16 protein-coding genes are annotated in these 17052 nt (G+C 36.6%); 4 read left to right on the forward strand and 12 right to left on the reverse strand.

Annotation, left to right across the window (positions count from 1 at the left end; genetic code table 11):
* Positions 1–12: 12 nt before the first annotated feature.
* From ABFY81_RS03785 to ABFY81_RS03825, 9 genes are all read right to left on the reverse strand, one after another.
* Complete coding sequence (locus ABFY81_RS03785) at positions 13–1425, reverse strand: hypothetical protein (RefSeq protein ID WP_347913074.1); 1413 nt, start codon at positions 1423–1425, stop codon at positions 13–15.
* Positions 1422–2420 (reverse strand): type VI secretion system baseplate subunit TssG, encoded by a 999-nt coding sequence (gene tssG / locus ABFY81_RS03790; protein ID WP_347913075.1) that lies wholly within the window; start codon positions 2418–2420, stop codon positions 1422–1424. Before tssG ends, ABFY81_RS03785 begins: the two co-directional genes overlap by 4 nt.
* Positions 2384–4195 carry a type VI secretion system baseplate subunit TssF gene (gene tssF / locus ABFY81_RS03795; RefSeq protein WP_347913076.1) on the reverse strand — a complete coding sequence of 604 codons (1812 nt, stop codon included), beginning with the start codon at positions 4193–4195 and terminating at the stop codon, positions 2384–2386. Before tssF ends, tssG begins: the two co-directional genes overlap by 37 nt.
* Positions 4196–4211: 16 nt before the next feature.
* Entirely contained in the window at positions 4212–4688 is a 477-nt protein-coding gene (gene tssE, locus ABFY81_RS03800) for a type VI secretion system baseplate subunit TssE (protein WP_039255167.1), read from the reverse strand.
* Between the two features lie 79 nt (positions 4689–4767).
* Positions 4768–5271, reverse strand: a complete 504-nt coding sequence (locus tag ABFY81_RS03805) for a type VI secretion system tube protein Hcp (protein WP_000653195.1) — start codon at positions 5269–5271, stop codon at positions 4768–4770.
* Positions 5272–5320: 49 nt separating this feature from the next.
* Positions 5321–6802 (reverse strand): type VI secretion system contractile sheath large subunit, encoded by a 1482-nt coding sequence (tssC, locus tag ABFY81_RS03810; RefSeq protein WP_004702469.1) that lies wholly within the window; start codon positions 6800–6802, stop codon positions 5321–5323.
* The gene (gene tssB / locus ABFY81_RS03815; RefSeq protein WP_107973378.1) at positions 6795–7298 is read right to left on the reverse strand and encodes a type VI secretion system contractile sheath small subunit; all 504 of its coding nucleotides are present in this window, start codon (positions 7296–7298) and stop codon (positions 6795–6797) included. Before tssB ends, tssC begins: the two co-directional genes overlap by 8 nt.
* A gap of 16 nt (positions 7299–7314) precedes the next feature.
* Entirely contained in the window at positions 7315–8004 is a 690-nt protein-coding gene (locus ABFY81_RS03820) for a hypothetical protein (RefSeq protein WP_068935586.1), read from the reverse strand.
* Between the two features lie 1065 nt (positions 8005–9069).
* A complete protein-coding gene (locus tag ABFY81_RS03825) occupies positions 9070–9966 on the reverse strand; it encodes a LysR family transcriptional regulator (protein WP_347913077.1) in 897 nt (298 codons plus the stop codon).
* A gap of 98 nt (positions 9967–10064) precedes the next feature.
* Here ABFY81_RS03825 and ABFY81_RS03830 point away from each other — a divergent pair, with 98 nt between their 5' ends.
* From ABFY81_RS03830 to ABFY81_RS03845, 4 genes are all read left to right on the forward strand, one after another.
* The gene (locus tag ABFY81_RS03830) at positions 10065–11438 is read left to right on the forward strand and encodes an MFS transporter (protein ID WP_347913078.1); all 1374 of its coding nucleotides are present in this window, start codon (positions 10065–10067) and stop codon (positions 11436–11438) included.
* Positions 11398–11799 (forward strand): hypothetical protein, encoded by a 402-nt coding sequence (locus tag ABFY81_RS03835; protein WP_347913079.1) that lies wholly within the window; start codon positions 11398–11400, stop codon positions 11797–11799. The genes ABFY81_RS03830 and ABFY81_RS03835 overlap by 41 nt, the downstream gene beginning before the upstream one ends.
* 95 nt (positions 11800–11894) lie before the next feature.
* Positions 11895–12839 carry an ABC transporter permease gene (locus ABFY81_RS03840; protein WP_347913080.1) on the forward strand — a complete coding sequence of 315 codons (945 nt, stop codon included), beginning with the start codon at positions 11895–11897 and terminating at the stop codon, positions 12837–12839.
* Complete coding sequence (locus tag ABFY81_RS03845) at positions 12839–13720, forward strand: ABC transporter ATP-binding protein (protein WP_347913081.1); 882 nt, start codon at positions 12839–12841, stop codon at positions 13718–13720. Before ABFY81_RS03840 ends, ABFY81_RS03845 begins: the two co-directional genes overlap by 1 nt.
* Positions 13721–13772: 52 nt before the next feature.
* Here the strand turns inward: ABFY81_RS03845 and ABFY81_RS03850 are convergent, their stop codons facing one another.
* The 3 genes from ABFY81_RS03850 to ABFY81_RS03860 are packed head-to-tail and all read right to left on the reverse strand — an operon-like array spanning position 13773 to position 17050.
* Positions 13773–14795, reverse strand: a complete 1023-nt coding sequence (locus ABFY81_RS03850) for an ABC transporter substrate-binding protein (RefSeq protein ID WP_347913082.1) — start codon at positions 14793–14795, stop codon at positions 13773–13775.
* Positions 14792–16603: an allophanate hydrolase gene (gene atzF, locus ABFY81_RS03855; protein WP_347913083.1), complete on the reverse strand. Its 1812-nt coding sequence runs from the start codon at positions 16601–16603 to the stop codon at positions 14792–14794. Before atzF ends, ABFY81_RS03850 begins: the two co-directional genes overlap by 4 nt.
* Before the next feature lie 12 nt (positions 16604–16615).
* Positions 16616–17050 carry a transcriptional regulator gene (locus tag ABFY81_RS03860; protein ID WP_001118704.1) on the reverse strand — a complete coding sequence of 145 codons (435 nt, stop codon included), beginning with the start codon at positions 17048–17050 and terminating at the stop codon, positions 16616–16618.
* Between the last annotated feature and the right edge of the window lie 2 nt (positions 17051–17052).

Raw genomic sequence — 17052 nt, forward strand, 5'->3', positions numbered from 1 at the left:
TTAAAGTTTAAATTAGCTATTCAACACCATCGCATCATCTTCTGAATTTTCAGTGACACTCTGCACAAAGGAATGTGCTGACACCGTATTTTCTCCAAAGACAAAAGGAACGATATGTTCAGGAAAATGCATACTGAGCATAAAGCCATAAATATCAACTAAATGCTGGGTATGCCCCAATGAAGATTTCACATAAATAAAGTGATGTGGTTCAACAGAAGTTTGTGTAAATTGCTGCTGCAAATGCTTCGCTGCTTTTATATCTGTCTGGTCTGAAAGAATAAGTACATATGGCTCTTCCCCTACGTACTGCGGTAATTCATTTAAGTTCAGCGTATTAAGAACTTTTGCTGTTTTTTCTTGACCCATCACAATTTTTAAATTTTTAGCAGGTTCAAGTTCTTCAATTTTTAAAGAGGGATCTGCAATAAGGCAGCTTGCCGCGAACTCCGCCGGAATATAGTCCTTAACCATCCAAGACTTTTCATCAATCAGGTCTTGATCTATTTCTGAATCAACAGCAAGCACGAGAAACACTTCATGCTCTTTCTTTTGAATACGTTTTAATAAATGAATAAATTCTTGATAAGCTACACGCTCTCCCAAAAAGTGATATTCGATATGAACTTTTTGGGAAATAATGCCAACTTCAGTAAAGAATTCTAAAATCAAATCATTACTTTGCTCATCATTCCATATATGCAACAAATCCTCTGGAAGAAGAATATGTAAATTCAAACGATTTAAACGATGTACTTCAACTACAGGGGTTTCGATATCTTCATATTCAGAATTTGGATCAACCCATGCAGGATGCATGTGATATTCACGGATCTGATGAGATTCATAAAATAAAATTGAGCGCTTTAAATGTTCAGCCAAGCGATACAAATTCTCTATATTTTGTTCTAGTTGCTGTCTTATTAAAGACATAATACGAACTTGTCTTGGTGAAGCTGCGTATTGAAAATCCTCTTCACTCGACTCAGCTAAATCTTTAATTCGATAAGATAGAAGAGGCAATCCATAAGAATTTAACAACTGATCATCAAGTTCTGGGCTTTTGAAATCTTGTATTTCTTCAATAATCGTTTCATTCTCACCTAAAGCATGTATAGCGAAAGCAGAGTAAATATGAAAATCTAGCTGTTCTAAAGGCTGATCAGGTGTAGTCGTTTGTTTTTGGCTATCATCATCTTGACTTTGATTTTCAGCATTCTCTTTCTTTTCTTTATAGCTTTTATAAGCACTATAAATCAGCCAAGGCGATAAAATCGCCAGTGTAATGATTGCCGGTAACAAAAGAAAATAAAGGAAAAAATCTCCTTTATCAGGGTTATATTGAACATCACGCCAGTAGAAAATAATCAATCCACTAACAATTGTAAAAATAGCGATGAATGAGAGTAATATTTTTTTAATCATATTTGCTCTCCAATAAGGCTATAACATGTTTCATGGCTATGTGTACTAGGCTTGCGAGACATTAAAAAAGCACCTTGCCCTAAGCCACTTTCTTGGCTTTGAGTTAGGCGAACAGGTTGTATTTCCGACTCATCCAGTATCAGTCTTAAATCGATTGATAGAGTCGGACTGCACCATGTTTCTACAATTTTTTTGAGCTTTAAACTAAGCTCTTGATGAGGTAAAAACTTTAAATATTGCTGACGCTTAAGCGGACCAATCTGAATCTCAATTTTTCCATCAATTTGTTGAATCGTTTCTCCACAAAACGTATTTATACCAAGTAAGCTAGGCTGGCTTCCGCCCAAAGTTGTTAACTGATCACTTGCCAACTTAAATGATTCTTGTATGAACTCTTTAATTGTAATTTCATGCTTAAATATACAACTCAACATAGTCTTCAAAGCATGAACAGTATTATTTTGCCCCTGCATTAAGCCTGAAAATTCGGCAAAATATTCATCTAAATCTTGTTGTTGATGTTGTGATCTAACATAACCATTTAAAGCATGCAGAATATCTAAATAATCATTTTTATTTTCTATTTCATATCGCACAGGCAAGTGATAAGTAATACTTGACTCGACATACTGGCTCGTCAGCTTATGATTAAATAAACTAAAAAACTCTTTAGTTTCAGCGCGTTGCTGCCGTGGAGCCTGCTTAATTTTATTTGTATAGGTATAAGGTAATGCACCTTGTATACCAGTAAGACCAACGATCAAGTTTGTTAAATGAACACGCTCTTCTACTAATTCTAAACTTTCAATCTCAGTGGCCGGAAAGTTTAAGTTAAATGAGGTCTCAAACTTAAAATGATCAGTCCACGACGAAGAAGCATCATTAGCTGGGCTATGACGCAATAACCTTGTTGCTTGAATAAATTCAAAAGATTTAGGGCGTTGAAATAACTCAGCCGTTATAGAAGAGTCTTGCCACCAACGTTCTGACTGCATTGGTATAACTCCTGCTGAGATGAATAATCCTTAACCACCAAATCAACAAAACTATTAATTTGAACCTTTAAATTAAAAACACGACTTAATAGTTGACTAAAAATATATAAGCTATGCCCTCTAAACACTGATGAATCAATTTGTAATTCAGCTTTTACCCCTCTCACAAACATTGGAAATGGTTTGCCATCTACAAGTTTATGGGTAAGTGAAAATTCTAATTTTTTAATTGATTCAATAATTAAATAATTTTCTTTTGACTGAGGTAAGTTATATAAAGCCAACAGCTCTTTAACATGAGAAACAGCATCCCCTTTCATAAGCGCTAAGCTATTTAATGAAAGATGCGAAATCACACGCCATTGCTCACTTTGGCCTTGTTCAAACTTATAAGGCTTTGTTGGCCGCTTTAAGACAATGGCACGTCTCGCCAAGCTACTATCGTTTAAATTTAATACGTTATTAGACTGACCCAGCGCTTCATGAGGTAAGTCACGGTTTGAACATAATAATTTGGTGCTAATAAAATCTGAACGTGTTGAAAATGGATTTAGATTTTTAGAAATAATGGAATAGCCCATTTCAACAAAATTAGACTGTAACTTTTGATAATTCACTGAGTAAAAAAAGCGAGCTGTATCATTGTGATAATGACTCATCGCAAAAAAAGGTAAAACTGGAACATAGCTTTCTTCCTGATTTGTTTTTTCACGTACCATATTCATCTCAAGTATTGAATATACTTGATAAAATTCAGGATGGTGAGCGTCTGTAACGAGTGGATATTCGAGTTGCTTATGAACTATTTTTTGAGGTTCCGCATATTTTTCAAATAAGTTGATTACTGGGGTAGTAAACAATTTAAAGTTTGCAATATTTAATTCAGAATAGTTTCTAACAACGGCTTGATCGTTTAAATTTAATTTAAAATGAATTAATAGCTCAAATTCGGAGACTTGTTGAGGTACAGCCTTTAAGAAAGCTAAATCGAGTTTAAGATAGCTAAACTTTTCTGGGAAACAAAAATATTCCATCAACAAGCGATAAGCATGATGTGTATGTTGATCGAGAGGTAATAAACTTTCTTGTTCAGAAAAACCTATTAATTCGAATGGATTCTTACCCAATTCAACAATCGTTTGACCATGTTTAACCGCAAAACTGGTTCCTTTTTTAAAAATACTATCAAGTACTTGTAAAGGAAAATTGGAGATAGCATCTAAATAAATAGGAAGCTTCTCATAAATTAAGCATGCATGAGCACTATTAAAAATTTCAAATTTAAGGCTCAACGTCGCATTTTGGTTTAAGTGCATATGTGCACTAGGTGTAGTTTTAAAATCTAAACCACTTAAATGAATAGGTAGTAATTTAACATCTTGAGTTGTATTAAACTCACACTGTACCCCTTTAAAACTACGAGATTTCAAAACGGTATGGTCAGGTACAAGATGAGGCTCTGTAAGCTGTTTAATTTTATTAATATCTTCAAAGCTAACAACTGAACAAGCAGGAAAATGACGCAAGTATTGAGGAAACATTACCTCAAATAAAGAACGAGTAAAAACATCATAACTGTCTGTAAGTTTTTTATCGATTCTAGCGGCAATCAGCGAAAAAGCCTGTATCAGACGTTCAATATGCGGGTCATCAATTTGCTCTTGATTTAAAGATAAGCGCTGAGCAATTTTTGGATATTTTTGGGCAAATTCTCGAGATTGCTGACCAAATTCTTGTAATTGTTTTTCATAAAACGGTAAAAGCTCTTCTATCACAACACACCCACTACGCTTAAGTTCTCGCTGAAATTACATACTGCTGCGTTGTTGGTTTTAACAATGCATCAAATACAACAGGTTCATATAGAGGGTGAATATTTAGATAAGCCTGAATACTTAAACATAATGCGCCCATATTATGTCCATCTAACAACATCTCTACCCGTATTTGTCTTAGCCGAGGTTCATGAGCTGCTATTGATTGCTCAATGGATTGGCAAATTTTATCTCGGTCTAGAGGATTGGCAGTAGAGAGTCCTACAAAATCAATAATCCCGAACTGAAGTATCGATTTTTTTACAAGCGGATAGTCATCAACCACATGATCTAACTTTGCTACCCGACTATTGAGCAAGTCTTCTAAATCGTTTGCGACTGATTCTCTTAATTGCTGAATAGAAAGACCTTTTGCATAATCTTCACTTTCTGGAATTAAGCGATCAAATAAAGTTGAACGAAATCCGTATGGATAAAGCCGATCTAAGTTCATTCGAGTTCACAACAAAGCATATTTAGAGACAGCAGAGGCTAACTTTATGTCAGCCTCCACCAAATATTCACTTAAATAATTAAGCTGCGTAAGAAGCTGTATTATTAGAAAGTGACCATTTCTTAGTAACAGCACCTTTAGCAGTACCGTTAATATCTTGTTGGTTATAAGTCCACTCAACAGCAGCATATTTCAAGCCAAATGCTTCTGTAGGAACGCCTTCTTCGTTAACAGTTGGAGTCACGCTAGAAACTAGAACGTGTTTCAATTTGATTTGTAAGTACTTGATACGTTTATCGCCATTTGCACGATAAAAGTCGATTTGTACTTCATCAAATGTATAACCAGCTGAACATGCTTCCCATAATTTCGGGCTAGTAGCATCTAAGTCTTTCACGAAAACCATGTCAGAATGTTCAACACGTTCAGCAGTGTGGCCACCTACGCTACTTGAAGTAGCAGATTTAGGTTGACGAATGTTATGAGACCAAGAGTTAACTTCTAACCAACCTTTGTGCTCAGAATCACGAGATTCTCCATCAACTTTATATTTACCGCGAAACTCAACGTATATATCTTTCATTTAGAACTTTCCTATTTTTAATTTAAAGTTATTCTTTAGCTGACCTTGATTAATTTGAGGACTGAGGTAACTCAGTGACAAGTCGTAAAGAAACCGACAACTCATCCAGCTGGAAATGTGGTCGCAAGAAAACCACAGATTTGTAGTGACCTGGTTGAGCAGGATCTTCTACAACTTTTACAGACGCTTCACGTAATGGGTATTGAGCTTTTGCTTCTTGAGAAGCACCGTCATCAAGTAATACATACTGTGACAACCACTCGTTTAAAAATGCTTCTACATTACCAGCAGAAGCAAAACTACCCACTTTATCTCGCATCATTGCTTTTAAGTAATGTGCAATACGTGAAACAGCCATGATGTACTGAATTTGACTTGATAAAGCCGAGTTTGCATTGGCAGTATCGTTGTCATATTTTTTAGGTTTTTGAGTTGATTGCGCACCAAAGAAAGCTGCGTAATCTGTATTTTTACAATGTACTAACGGAATAAAACCTAGATCGCTTAGCTCTTTTTCACGGCGATCTGTGATTGCGATTTCAGTTGGACACTTAAATACGACTTCACCATCTTGTGTTTTAAATGTATGGACTGGCAAACCTTCGACCAAACCACCACCTTCAACACCACGAATAGCGGCACACCAACCATGCATATCAAATGCATTTGTTAAACGAGTACCAAAAGCATAAGCTGCGTTCATCCACAAATATTCATTGTGGTTTTCACCAGAAACATCTTCAATAAAATTAAAGCCTTCTGTCGCAGTACCTTCTTTTGGATGATATGGAAGACGACCTAAAACATGCGGCAACGTCAATGCAACATAACGTGAATCTTCACTATCACGGAATGAACGCCATTGTACATATTCAGCCGTTTCAAAGATTTTTGAAACATCTCTAGGACGATCAATATCTGTAAATGACTCAAGGCCTAAAATGCTTGGGCTAGCTGCTGAAACAAATGGCGCATGCGCTGCTGCTGCAACATGAGAAATTTGTTCAAGCAAATACATGTCAGATGGTGTACGGTCAAACTCAAAATCACCAATTAATGCTGAGTATGGTGCACCACCAAAAGAGCCGTACTCTTCTTCATAAATTTTCTTAAATAAAGTGCTTTGATCAAAATCTGTAGCACCCTGAAAATCTTTTACCAACTCTTTCTTTGTCGTATTTAACATACGAATTTTAATGAGCGGATTTGAAGGAGTTTCTTGGCAGAAGTAATAAAGACCACGCCATGTTGACTCAATTTTTTGAAATTGTTCATTGTGCATAATCTGACTTAACTGACTTGAAATCAGTGCATCAATTTCTGCAATACGCTTATCAATTGATAAAGTCATATTTTCAGAAACAGTAATGGTTCCAGCCATTACTTCTTTAGCAAGTTCACCAATTAGACTTTTAGCACGCGTATGCTCTTCGTCATTTCGTGCAATACGACTTTGCTCAACAATCGAATCTAAAAGATTAACTTCTTCATTTTCAACAAGTGGCATCGCTGCTGATTGAGTATTATTCATGATCAGCCTCCGCACTTAATTTACGAATTTGATCAGTATTTTTAAGAACTTCATCAAGCAAATCTTCTAAACGTTCACTGTTAGAAATTTTGTTTCTTAAATCAGTTAAACGTTCACGCGCTTCAACGAGTTTCTTTAATGGATCAACTTGTTGAACAACATTTTCTGGACGAAAATCTTCCATTGACTTAAATGTTAAATCAACGGCCATTCGCCCACCCTCTTCAGTTAGCGTATTATCTACCTGAAAAGCAGCTCTTGGAGACAACGATTCCATTACTTCATCAATATTGTCTAAATCTACATTAATAAATTTTTTATCTTTTAACTTTGTACGTTCAAGCTCAGATGCCGCAGAAAAATCACCCATCACACCTACAACAAACGGGAGTTCTTTCGCTTCTCTCGCATCACCGATTTCAACATCATAAGTAAGTTGAACACGAGGAGGTCGAATTCGTTGAAGCTTCTTTTGTACGCTTTCTCTTTTAGCCATAAGGTTCTATCCCAGATTATTTAGTTAAAGGGTCAAAAGGTGAACTTTTTGATTTAGTAACACTTGCAACAGGTGCGGTTTTTGGTTTTACAGTAGATGTTTTTGCGGGAGTTACTGTATGTTTATTTGTCACTCTAGAAGTAGAAACTCGATTACGCACTACTTTTTGTTTTCTATAACTTCTTTTTTCATTATCAGCCGAACTACCTTCTGAGCTAGCTTTAAAACTTGACGGATCAGGTGCTGGCATTGCCGTATGAATATTTTCAATTAACTGCTTTGCTGGAGGATATGTAACGTCATTTGTTAAATAACGCATTTCCTGACTACGCATTTGTTGCAAAGAAGTGTTTGCAATACTTACACCAGACAAAAACAAGACATCTGTTATTAATGAACCGCGTATATTTTGACTTTGCAATTGACTTGCTAAATTCAATGCTTTAACTGGTTGATTAGTCTGATAAAACCGCATAGCCGCTTTAGCTAATAAATCATTTTTTTGAGTTGTATTATCACTATCACAAACTTGTTTAAAAATATTCAATAGCTCAGGATCATTTTGACCTTCTACTAATGGATTCTTCTTAATACAACTTCTTTTAAGTTTTACAGGCTCTTGTTCTGCTGCTTGAGCATATGATAGACCGATAATGTTTCCAGTCAAAAAAAGTATCAAAATACTTCGTTTCAACACAACTTTCATTCCTCTGTTTTCTTATTTATTCAAGGTTTTATTGAAAATTTAATATCTTTAAAACATTAAAAAATCTTTCAAAAAACCTTCTATTCAAAAAATTTAGACGCAGTTTATCATATAAACAAACAAATTTTATATAAAAAACATATCAACTTAAACTAAAAGTAAATAGTTAAGATGCTTATAAAATATAGCTTAATAAAGTTATTCTAACAAAAAAATAATATTGTTTATTTTTGTAAATAAAAATAAACAATTGATATTTATCATTTTTATAAAAAAATAAAATTGTTTAAAATTTATTTAATTATTAATTTCTTATTGCATATGAAACATTTTCTTAAGAATATTTAATCATAAATGATATTAAAGTTAATTCTGTTTGGCTAGTAACAAATCAGCTCTATTCATAAAAAACCACTCGGTACATAAAGGTACAAAATTTGTCAATACTAATCTGTCTAATTTATTTTAAAATAAACTCATAATCAACATAAGCCATTATCACATAAAAGAATTTTCTGATGCATTTTTTATCATCGATGTCAAAATTGAGATCGAAAAATTTATTCTAACTAAAGATAAATTTTGCACTTTATATAGTCTAAAAATTTTAATTTATAAAGTTAATCTATATTTGTAAAAACTTAATTTACTCTGGATTTTCCAATCCTAATCAACTTATTTTTAGTCAAAATATGCTTGGTAAATGATACTGAATCTTAAGCATAGTCGCATTATGAGATTTATTTTTAAATAAGCATTAATATATTTTAAAAATCTCAAAATAAACTCTTGAATGCTTCTCATACTTTTAAGTCTATTCAACCTTCATTTCGTTCAGACTCTTTTACTGATTATTAAGTCAGCGTTGCGCTGCTTTATTTAAAGCATCTTTTTAGTCGAATGCCTCACAACTTTTAGATACCACGTCAGTACAAGCACAACCTAGTGGTACACGAAATAGCTTTTAAGTATTTCTCCATTTCGATGGAAAACATTTTATAAAAAAAAGACAGAATTGTCTATTTATTTAAAATAACTTATCTTCAGCAACTTACATATTTTAGTTTACTTAAACGAAAGATGAGCCACCAAAAAGTCTATCAAGGCACGTGTTTTGGCAGGCAAACTAGAGGTGTGAGGATAAAGTAATTGAATATTTTGTAGTGGTAATGAGAACTCGGGCAATAACCGAATTAAGCGATTTTGTTGAATATCCTCATCAACTAACCATGCAGGACAAATTGCCACACCTAAAGATGAAAGAGCCATTTGATGAATAGCTGTTACCGAATTTGATTCATACTGACTTCGAATAAAAGGTAATGCATATTGCTCCCCTAAACTGTTTTGCAAAATATATTGTGAATCTTGCCAATTTAATAAGGTGTGTCCAATCCAAGGGACATCTGCCAAATTGGATATATTTTCTACAGGATGGTTTTGTATAAATTGAGGAGTAGCTACAAGATAAATGGGATATTCCCCAATTTTCCGAGTTTTTAGAGATGAGTTTTTTAAATTTCCTAAGCGAACAACCAGATCTAATTTTTCAGTGACTAAATCATCAAGAGATGAATTAAACGAATACTGTAAGCGTAAATCTGGGTAAAGCCGACAAAACTCAGGCAGTAAAGGCAAAATGAAACGTTGGCCAAATTCATTAGTAGACGAAAACCGTAAAGTGCCTGTAATGCTTGTACCCAAGTGTTGGCTTCGTTCAAATGCTTCATCAATCTGAAGTTGGATTTGTTTAAAATCCTCATAAAAATGCTGGCCAATTTCAGTTAATGCAATATTACGGGTGTTGCGAATTAATAGGCTTGTATTTAGCTGCTTTTCTAATTGTTTTATATCAATACTCACCATTGATCGGCTTAAGCCTAAAATTTCAGCAGCCTTAGTAAAAGAGCCGGAATCAACGACTTGTAAAAAACTGGTAATTTGTTTGAGGTTTTTTTGCACAATTAAGCCAATTGTTTAAAATTATCAAACAATGATTTTACTTCGCTTGCATCGACAATAAAAGAGCTGGATCTTACCCTGCCTGCACGGAGGTAGGTATGTCTTATCGATATAAAATAGCAACAGTGTTTTTACTTGGGTTCTTTATTGATTGCATCAACATTTTTATGTCTGCAATTGCATTGCCTAATATTGCATCATCATTTTCAGTTAGCCAATCCATGGTCGCTTGGGTAACAAATGCTTATATTCTCGGCCTCATTTTAATTATGCCCATGAGTTTATGGTTAGCCACCAAACTGGGGAACCAAAAGTTATTATGTTATTCAATGTTGTTATTCTCGATAAGCATCTGCTTTATTGGCTTTAGCGAATCGATTTATAGTTTAATTTTTTGGCGATTTATTCAAGGTGTAGCAGGAGGTTTATTAATTCCAGTCGGGCAAGCTCTCGTATATGCATTCTTCCCGAACCAAGAACGCCAACGCATTTCTACATTAATTATGGCAATTGCTCTGATTGCGCCAGCTTTTTCACCTGCCATTGGTGGCGTAATTATTGATTCATTGAATTGGAGATGGGTATTCTTATCTAACCTTCCTTTTTCTTTACTGGCGGCAGCTCTGGCATGGTTATGGATTAAAAAAACAGAGAATGTATCGAGTGAAAAACCAGACATAAAAGGCTTAGGTTTTTTTAATATAAGCCTGTTATGTTTGTTACTCTCCTTTTCATTCTATAGTGATTACCACAACGCCTCATTCGCTCTAACGAGTTTTCTACTTTCGGCCGGAATGCTTATTTTTTATATTCGACATGCGAAGAAAATTTCCCGTCCTGTTCTTAATCTTGAGTTATTAAAAAATAAAAATTTACGTCATGCATTTATTGTCTATTATGCCGTTCCGGGTATTTTTACAGGCGTAAATTTACTCAATATTTTTAATTTACAGCTTAACTTTGGCTTTAATGCAAAACAAACTGGTTTATTGATGTTGCTCTATGCAACTGGGGCACTCGTAGCCATGATTAGTGGCGGTCTGCTCTATCAACGGTTAGGAAAAAAGTCTCTTCTTATTATTGGAATAACCCTACATAGCCTTGGCATATTTCTTTTGTTTTGTATTTCAAACACTAGTCCTTTGAGCTTTTTAGTGATTGCTTATTTATTGATGGGTATGGGTGGGGGCTTAAGTGCCAATATTGCCCAAATTAGCTCATTAATTGATTTTTCAGGCCAAGATTTATTACAAGGAAGTGTGCTCTGGAATATTAATCGACAGGTTTCATTTAGTATCGGTACTGTCGTTCTCATTTCGATATATAACTTGATGTCTGGCTCAAGCGATCTGGTTCGCTATCAACATACTTTTTTAATTGCAGCTTTACTCTGCTTACTTTCACTCATTCCCATTTTAAAGGAGAAAACCCATGTCCAAACAAATGGATCAAGCCATTCAAAGTGTCATTGACCTACATGTTTTAATAGAAAATGTATTTACAGGAAATAATACAGAGCAAAATCTGAACCCGCTTTTAGATAGCTTTGATCAAAATTTTAAGATGGTTACGGTTCAAGGCCAGAGTATTGGTTTAGCAGAAGTTAAAAGCTTATTTAGTCAAAATATTGGAAAGAAACCTTCATTAAAAATTGACATTATTAAGAGTACAGCTTTATACGAATTTGAAAATTATTGTTGGGTGCAATATCAGGAACATCAGCAAACTGATGAAACCGAAACATTACGCACTTCGACGGCCTGCATTAAAGTAGAAGGCGAAAAATGTTATTGGGTTTATTTGCATGAAACTTTAATTCCCTCATCTTCTTAACTCATCTAAAGCACCTTAAAGATGGCACCTATTTTGCTTAACAATATTACGTTTTATGAAAATCGTAATACTGATCAAAATGGGGAGCTCTCGATATGGGTTATGTTGCAAAGGAATTTACGCGAAAGAACAGGCTGATTCTCAGTATTTGTTCTTTCGTGATTCCAATATGTCTTTGGTGCGCAATCAGTTACTTACCTTTTGTTTGGCATCCTCAAGTACAAATCACGAATTCGGGAAGTGTTGCTTACTTACAAGTAGGAAGTCGCGTTGATAAAAATGTGTTCTATCTCGAAGCACAAAATGCAGTTAATCGAAATTCTGCACCACCACAAGGTATTTTGGTCAATCCGATTTATTTACCCGCTCCCCATGAGGTCGCTAAGGCTTTGGTCACTGCCTTTACCACACCACCTGAACAACCTGATTCGCCGTGGTTTCACCAAAGTTTATGGCACAGCATTAAACTGGTATTTTCAGCGTTTTTTATTTCTTCCCTGATTGGGATTCCACTGGGTATTTTGTGCGGTTTTTCTAAGCGTATATCCCTGTTAACAGAACCGTTTGTCGAATTTTTCCGTTACTTACCCGCTCCCGCCTTTGGTGCACTTGCAGTAGCAATTTTAGGGATTAATGATGCACCTAAAATTGCCATTATTGTGATTGGTACTCTCTTTCAGCAAATTCTAATTATTGCCAATACCACCCGAATGGTTGATCGGAGCTTAATTGAAGCTGGTTATACACTTGGTACCAATAAGCTCAAAAGTTTATTTCATGTAGTGATTCCTGCGGCCTTACCTGATATTTACCGTGACTTACGTGTGTTACTCGGCTGGGCTTGGACCTACTTAATTGTTTCAGAGTTGATTGGTACAACCTCGGGTATTACGTGGTTTATTACTCAACAGGCTCGCTATCAAAACTTTGACAACGTCTATGCGGCTATTTTGATTATTGGAGTGATTGGTCTGGTTTGTGATTGGGTATTAATGAAGTTAGGTGAGCGGATGTTCACTTGGAAAGTGGGAGCGAAATAATGAACGATTCAACATTTAACGCACATGAATACTTTCAAAAAATTTATGAACGTCCTGTGATTTTAGAAGCCAAACAACTGAGCCAAGTCTTTAAGCATGGTCACAGCGAACGCACTGTTTTAAATAAGCTTGATTTAAAAATTCATAAAAGAGAATTTATTTGTGTGATCGGTCCTTCTGGCTGCGGTAAGTCAACACTGAGCCGTGTTATTGCGGGTTTAGACCCGTACCATAGTGGAGAAGTTTTGGTAGACGGCGAATGCTTTACGGGCCCATGTCCTGAACGCGGCATGGTGTTTCAGGGCTATACCCTTTTTCCGTGGAAAACTGTAAAAGAAAACGTGATGTTTGGTCCGCAAATGCGCGGCGCTAGTCAAATGACAGCCGAAGCTCAAGCACGTGAATGGATTAATATTATTGGTTTAGAAAAATATGAAAATCAGTATCCACACCAACTTTCTGGTGGTATGAAACAGCGTGTTGCGATAGCTAGAGCTTTGGTTAATCAACCTAAAATTTTACTCATGGATGAACCTTTTGGTGCACTAGACCCTCACACCCGTCAAAAAATGCAAAAGCACTTAATGGATTTATGGCAAAACATTGATATCACCATTATTTTTGTGACCCATGACATGGATGAAGCGATTTTACTGGCAGACCGAATTGTGGCACTCAAAGCCAATCCTGGTGAAATTAAAGAAATTATTGAAGTTAATTTGCCGCGTCCACGCTCACTCGACTTAATGAGCACACCTGAGTTTAAACAGCTCCGTTCACGGGTAGATTATCTGGTACACGCCGAAGAAGATGAGCTTGACCCTGCTTTACAAGACTTACCAAAAATACCGCGTATGACTCAGGTCAGTACAGAAAAATAAGTCAGACATAAAAAAGCCCAAGTTCATCTTGGGCTTTTTTTATTTATGGGGTTTATTTGAGTTGTTCTATGAGTGTTGGATAAATCAGCCCATCTACATTTTGTTCAGTTTTATAAATACCGTTTTCGACGTTAAATTTATTAACGTGATAGGTCGAGCCATAAATCGAGTCAAAGCCTTGAGATTTAGCAAATACTTTTTTATTGGCATTGATATCTAATAAATGCGTACCGCTGACCATCAACTCATATTGCTTTGGATCAACCCCTGAACGGTTTGCCATAATTTTAACCGCATCGGCATGGGTTGCACGGTCATTAATATATTTAACTGTTTTGTCCCATACCTGAATGACTTTTTTCCATTCTTCTTGATGAGCAGTTAAATGGCTCATGTTGACAGTCAAAGTGTCATAAATTAAACCCGGCTTGTCTTTAGAGGTATAGATAATTTTAGAACCTGCCACTGCTTTTAATGCCTGACCTGCAACAGGTTGCCAAACAGCGATTGCAGAAATATCGGGGCTATTAAACACTTGAGGTAATTGATTCGTCGCTGAATTTACCAGCTTTACCTCATTCGCTTTAATGTTATGGTCGGTCAAAGCTGTTGCTAGCAAAAGATGATCAACCAAACCTTTTTCGACGCCGATCGATTTTCCTTTTAAGTCTTGAATGGTGTTAATGCCCTCTTTTGCAATAATGACATCATTGCCCGCAGAATAATCTGTTGCCATGATCATCATGCCTTGCGTACCGCCAGAAGCTGTTACCAAGTTATCGCCATTGGTGACCAACACAGCATCGAGCTGATTTGCTGAAAAGGCCGAAAGCGAAGCCGAATAATCAAACCACTTAAACTCAACATTTAACCCTGCTTCTTTTAACCAACCTTTTTCAATGGCTACTTGCCAGGCCACCCAGCCCGGCCAATCACTATAGCCAATGGTAATTGGTTTTGTATTTGTGGCTGCCTGAGCATCTTGTTTAGCCTCGGGCACTTTAGCAGTATTGTCACACCCACCCAATACAACTGCCGATAAAATAGATACGGATAACAACGCTTTTTTAATCATATAGAAACTTCCCCAACATTTTTATTAACAACACTTTGAGCGGTTTGATTGAGTGACTGTATATAAGCTCGCCAGCCTCCAAAATGGCTAATATCGGTTGCATCTTGAATGGCATACGCTTCGCAAATAAAGCCTTTGACCCATGTACCATCTTTTAATTTCAGGTTCCCAATACCAAGTGGTGCAGGTACTTCAGCCACAATGGCTCCAAAATTTGCTAAGGGAACATCCCACACTTCAACTTCAATTGAAGTACCTGCTGCATCGCATTGCAGCCCCGGCTTTGGTGGCGTGGTATTTTTTAAGGCAAAAAGTTTATAAGTGTCTGCTGTCTGGGTTTTCTTAAGCAAAGTGGCCTTGCGACTAGTCAGCTGAAAATTAAGCGGCATACCTGTTAAGTGTGCTCCCACAACAGCTAGCTGCACTGAATGATTCGACTGGATGTTTATACTTTTTTGATAATGTTGAGTTGATTTACCTAAACTCAGCGATGTTTCGGCTTGCCAGAGCTGTGCAAAATTGGCGAGTGCCTGATCGTACCAAGCTGGTGCAATAAAGGTTACTCCGCTTGGTAGACCATCCTCACGAAGTACATTAGGTAAAGCCAAAGCCGAAAGATCGGCAAAATTGACAAAGTTGGTATAGGCCCCCATTTGCGCATTTTTAGTCAATGGGTCGGCTTCAATTTCGGCAATGGTGTAAATGGTTGGTGCTGTCGGAACCATCAATGCACCAAAAGGTTGTAATGCCAAATTAATTTTTCTAGCCAGTACGGCACGGTTATATTCGGCTTGAAGCGCATCTGTTGCCTTGAATTTATCTGCTTGCGCAATAATTTGAGCAATAACTGGATGAGCATTTTCACGTGTTGTCATGCGTTCAACGGCGACTGTTCTTTCTGCCACCCAAGCATCGTTATACAGTGCGACAGCAAGCTCATTAAACGCGCTGAAATCAATACTCTCAACTTCATAGCCTAGTTTTTTTACGCGCTCAATTGCAACTAAAAAGGCTTTTTCAGATTCAAGATCGCCATAAAACTCAAGCTGAGTTGGAATAGCAATTTTTTGTTTAGAAAATTGAGTTGGTACATTGGCTGGATGTGCTCGTGAATATTCATCTGTTTCATCATAGCCCTGCATTAAATTGGCAACGGTCCACGCATCATCAATATGCAGCGCAAAAATAGAAATGACATCAATAGTCCGACATGCAGGAATTAAACCTGTGGTAGAAAACCAGCCCTTTGTTGGTTTTAGGCCCACAATATTGTTATGGCCCGCAGGTACACGCCCTGACCCCGCCGTATCAGTTCCCAAACTAAAAGGCACAATACCGTTGGCGACCACCACTGACGAACCAGAACTTGAACCACCACTAATATATTCAGGGTTAAAGCTATTTTTTACTGCGCCATAGGGCGAGCGAACACCAACCAGTCCAGTTGCAAACTGATCGAGGTTAGTTTTACCAACCACAATTGCTCCTGCTTTTTTTAGCTTGGCTACTACAGCAGCGTCTTGGTTCGCTAAATATTGAATCTCTTTACAGGCAGCAGTGGTACGAAAGCCAGCAACATCAATATTGTCTTTAACTGCAAATGGCACCCCGTATAGGGGTAAGTCTGCAATACTCTGGTCTTTTAAAACATCAATTTGTACCTGCATCTGCTCGTTCGAGGCTATTTCAATCCATGCATGATCATCATTTTTAATTTCTGCAACATAACCAATTAGATCTGCAAGATGGATTTGCCCGTTTTGATATGCTGTTTTCCAGTCTTGGATAGTCCATAATTTTTTCAACACGCTACTCCTCATTTAGTCATTTTGCTGTATAGGCGGCATGACGGCATCCATCAGTTCTAAATGCCCTTTAATCACCCCTTTCAGCACAATAAATTGCTGGCTAATTTGTCTGAGTTCAGAACTCGCACCCTGCATTAACATGACTTGCAATATCTTTTGTTGGTCGAGCTGGATATGAAGTGAACTAATCACTTGTGCTAAAAACTGTTGTTGTAAATCGACCAATTGATTACGCAAGGTCATTTGGCTAGCGTCATAAAGCAGCGTTAATGTGCCCACCATGACTTCATTGGCCTGCGCCTGCTCTGCAATCAGGTGTTTATTAATCATGTCGACAATCGCTTGCGAGCGACTTTCATAGTTCTGCTCGACAATTTTTTGATCGAGTGCATTGAGTGTCGATTCAGGTACAGTAATACTGATTCGAGCCAACTTTTGTTTTGCCACAG

The organism is Acinetobacter sp. WA-87, from assembly GCF_039938935.1.
Taxonomy (GTDB): domain Bacteria; phylum Pseudomonadota; class Gammaproteobacteria; order Pseudomonadales; family Moraxellaceae; genus Acinetobacter; species Acinetobacter seifertii.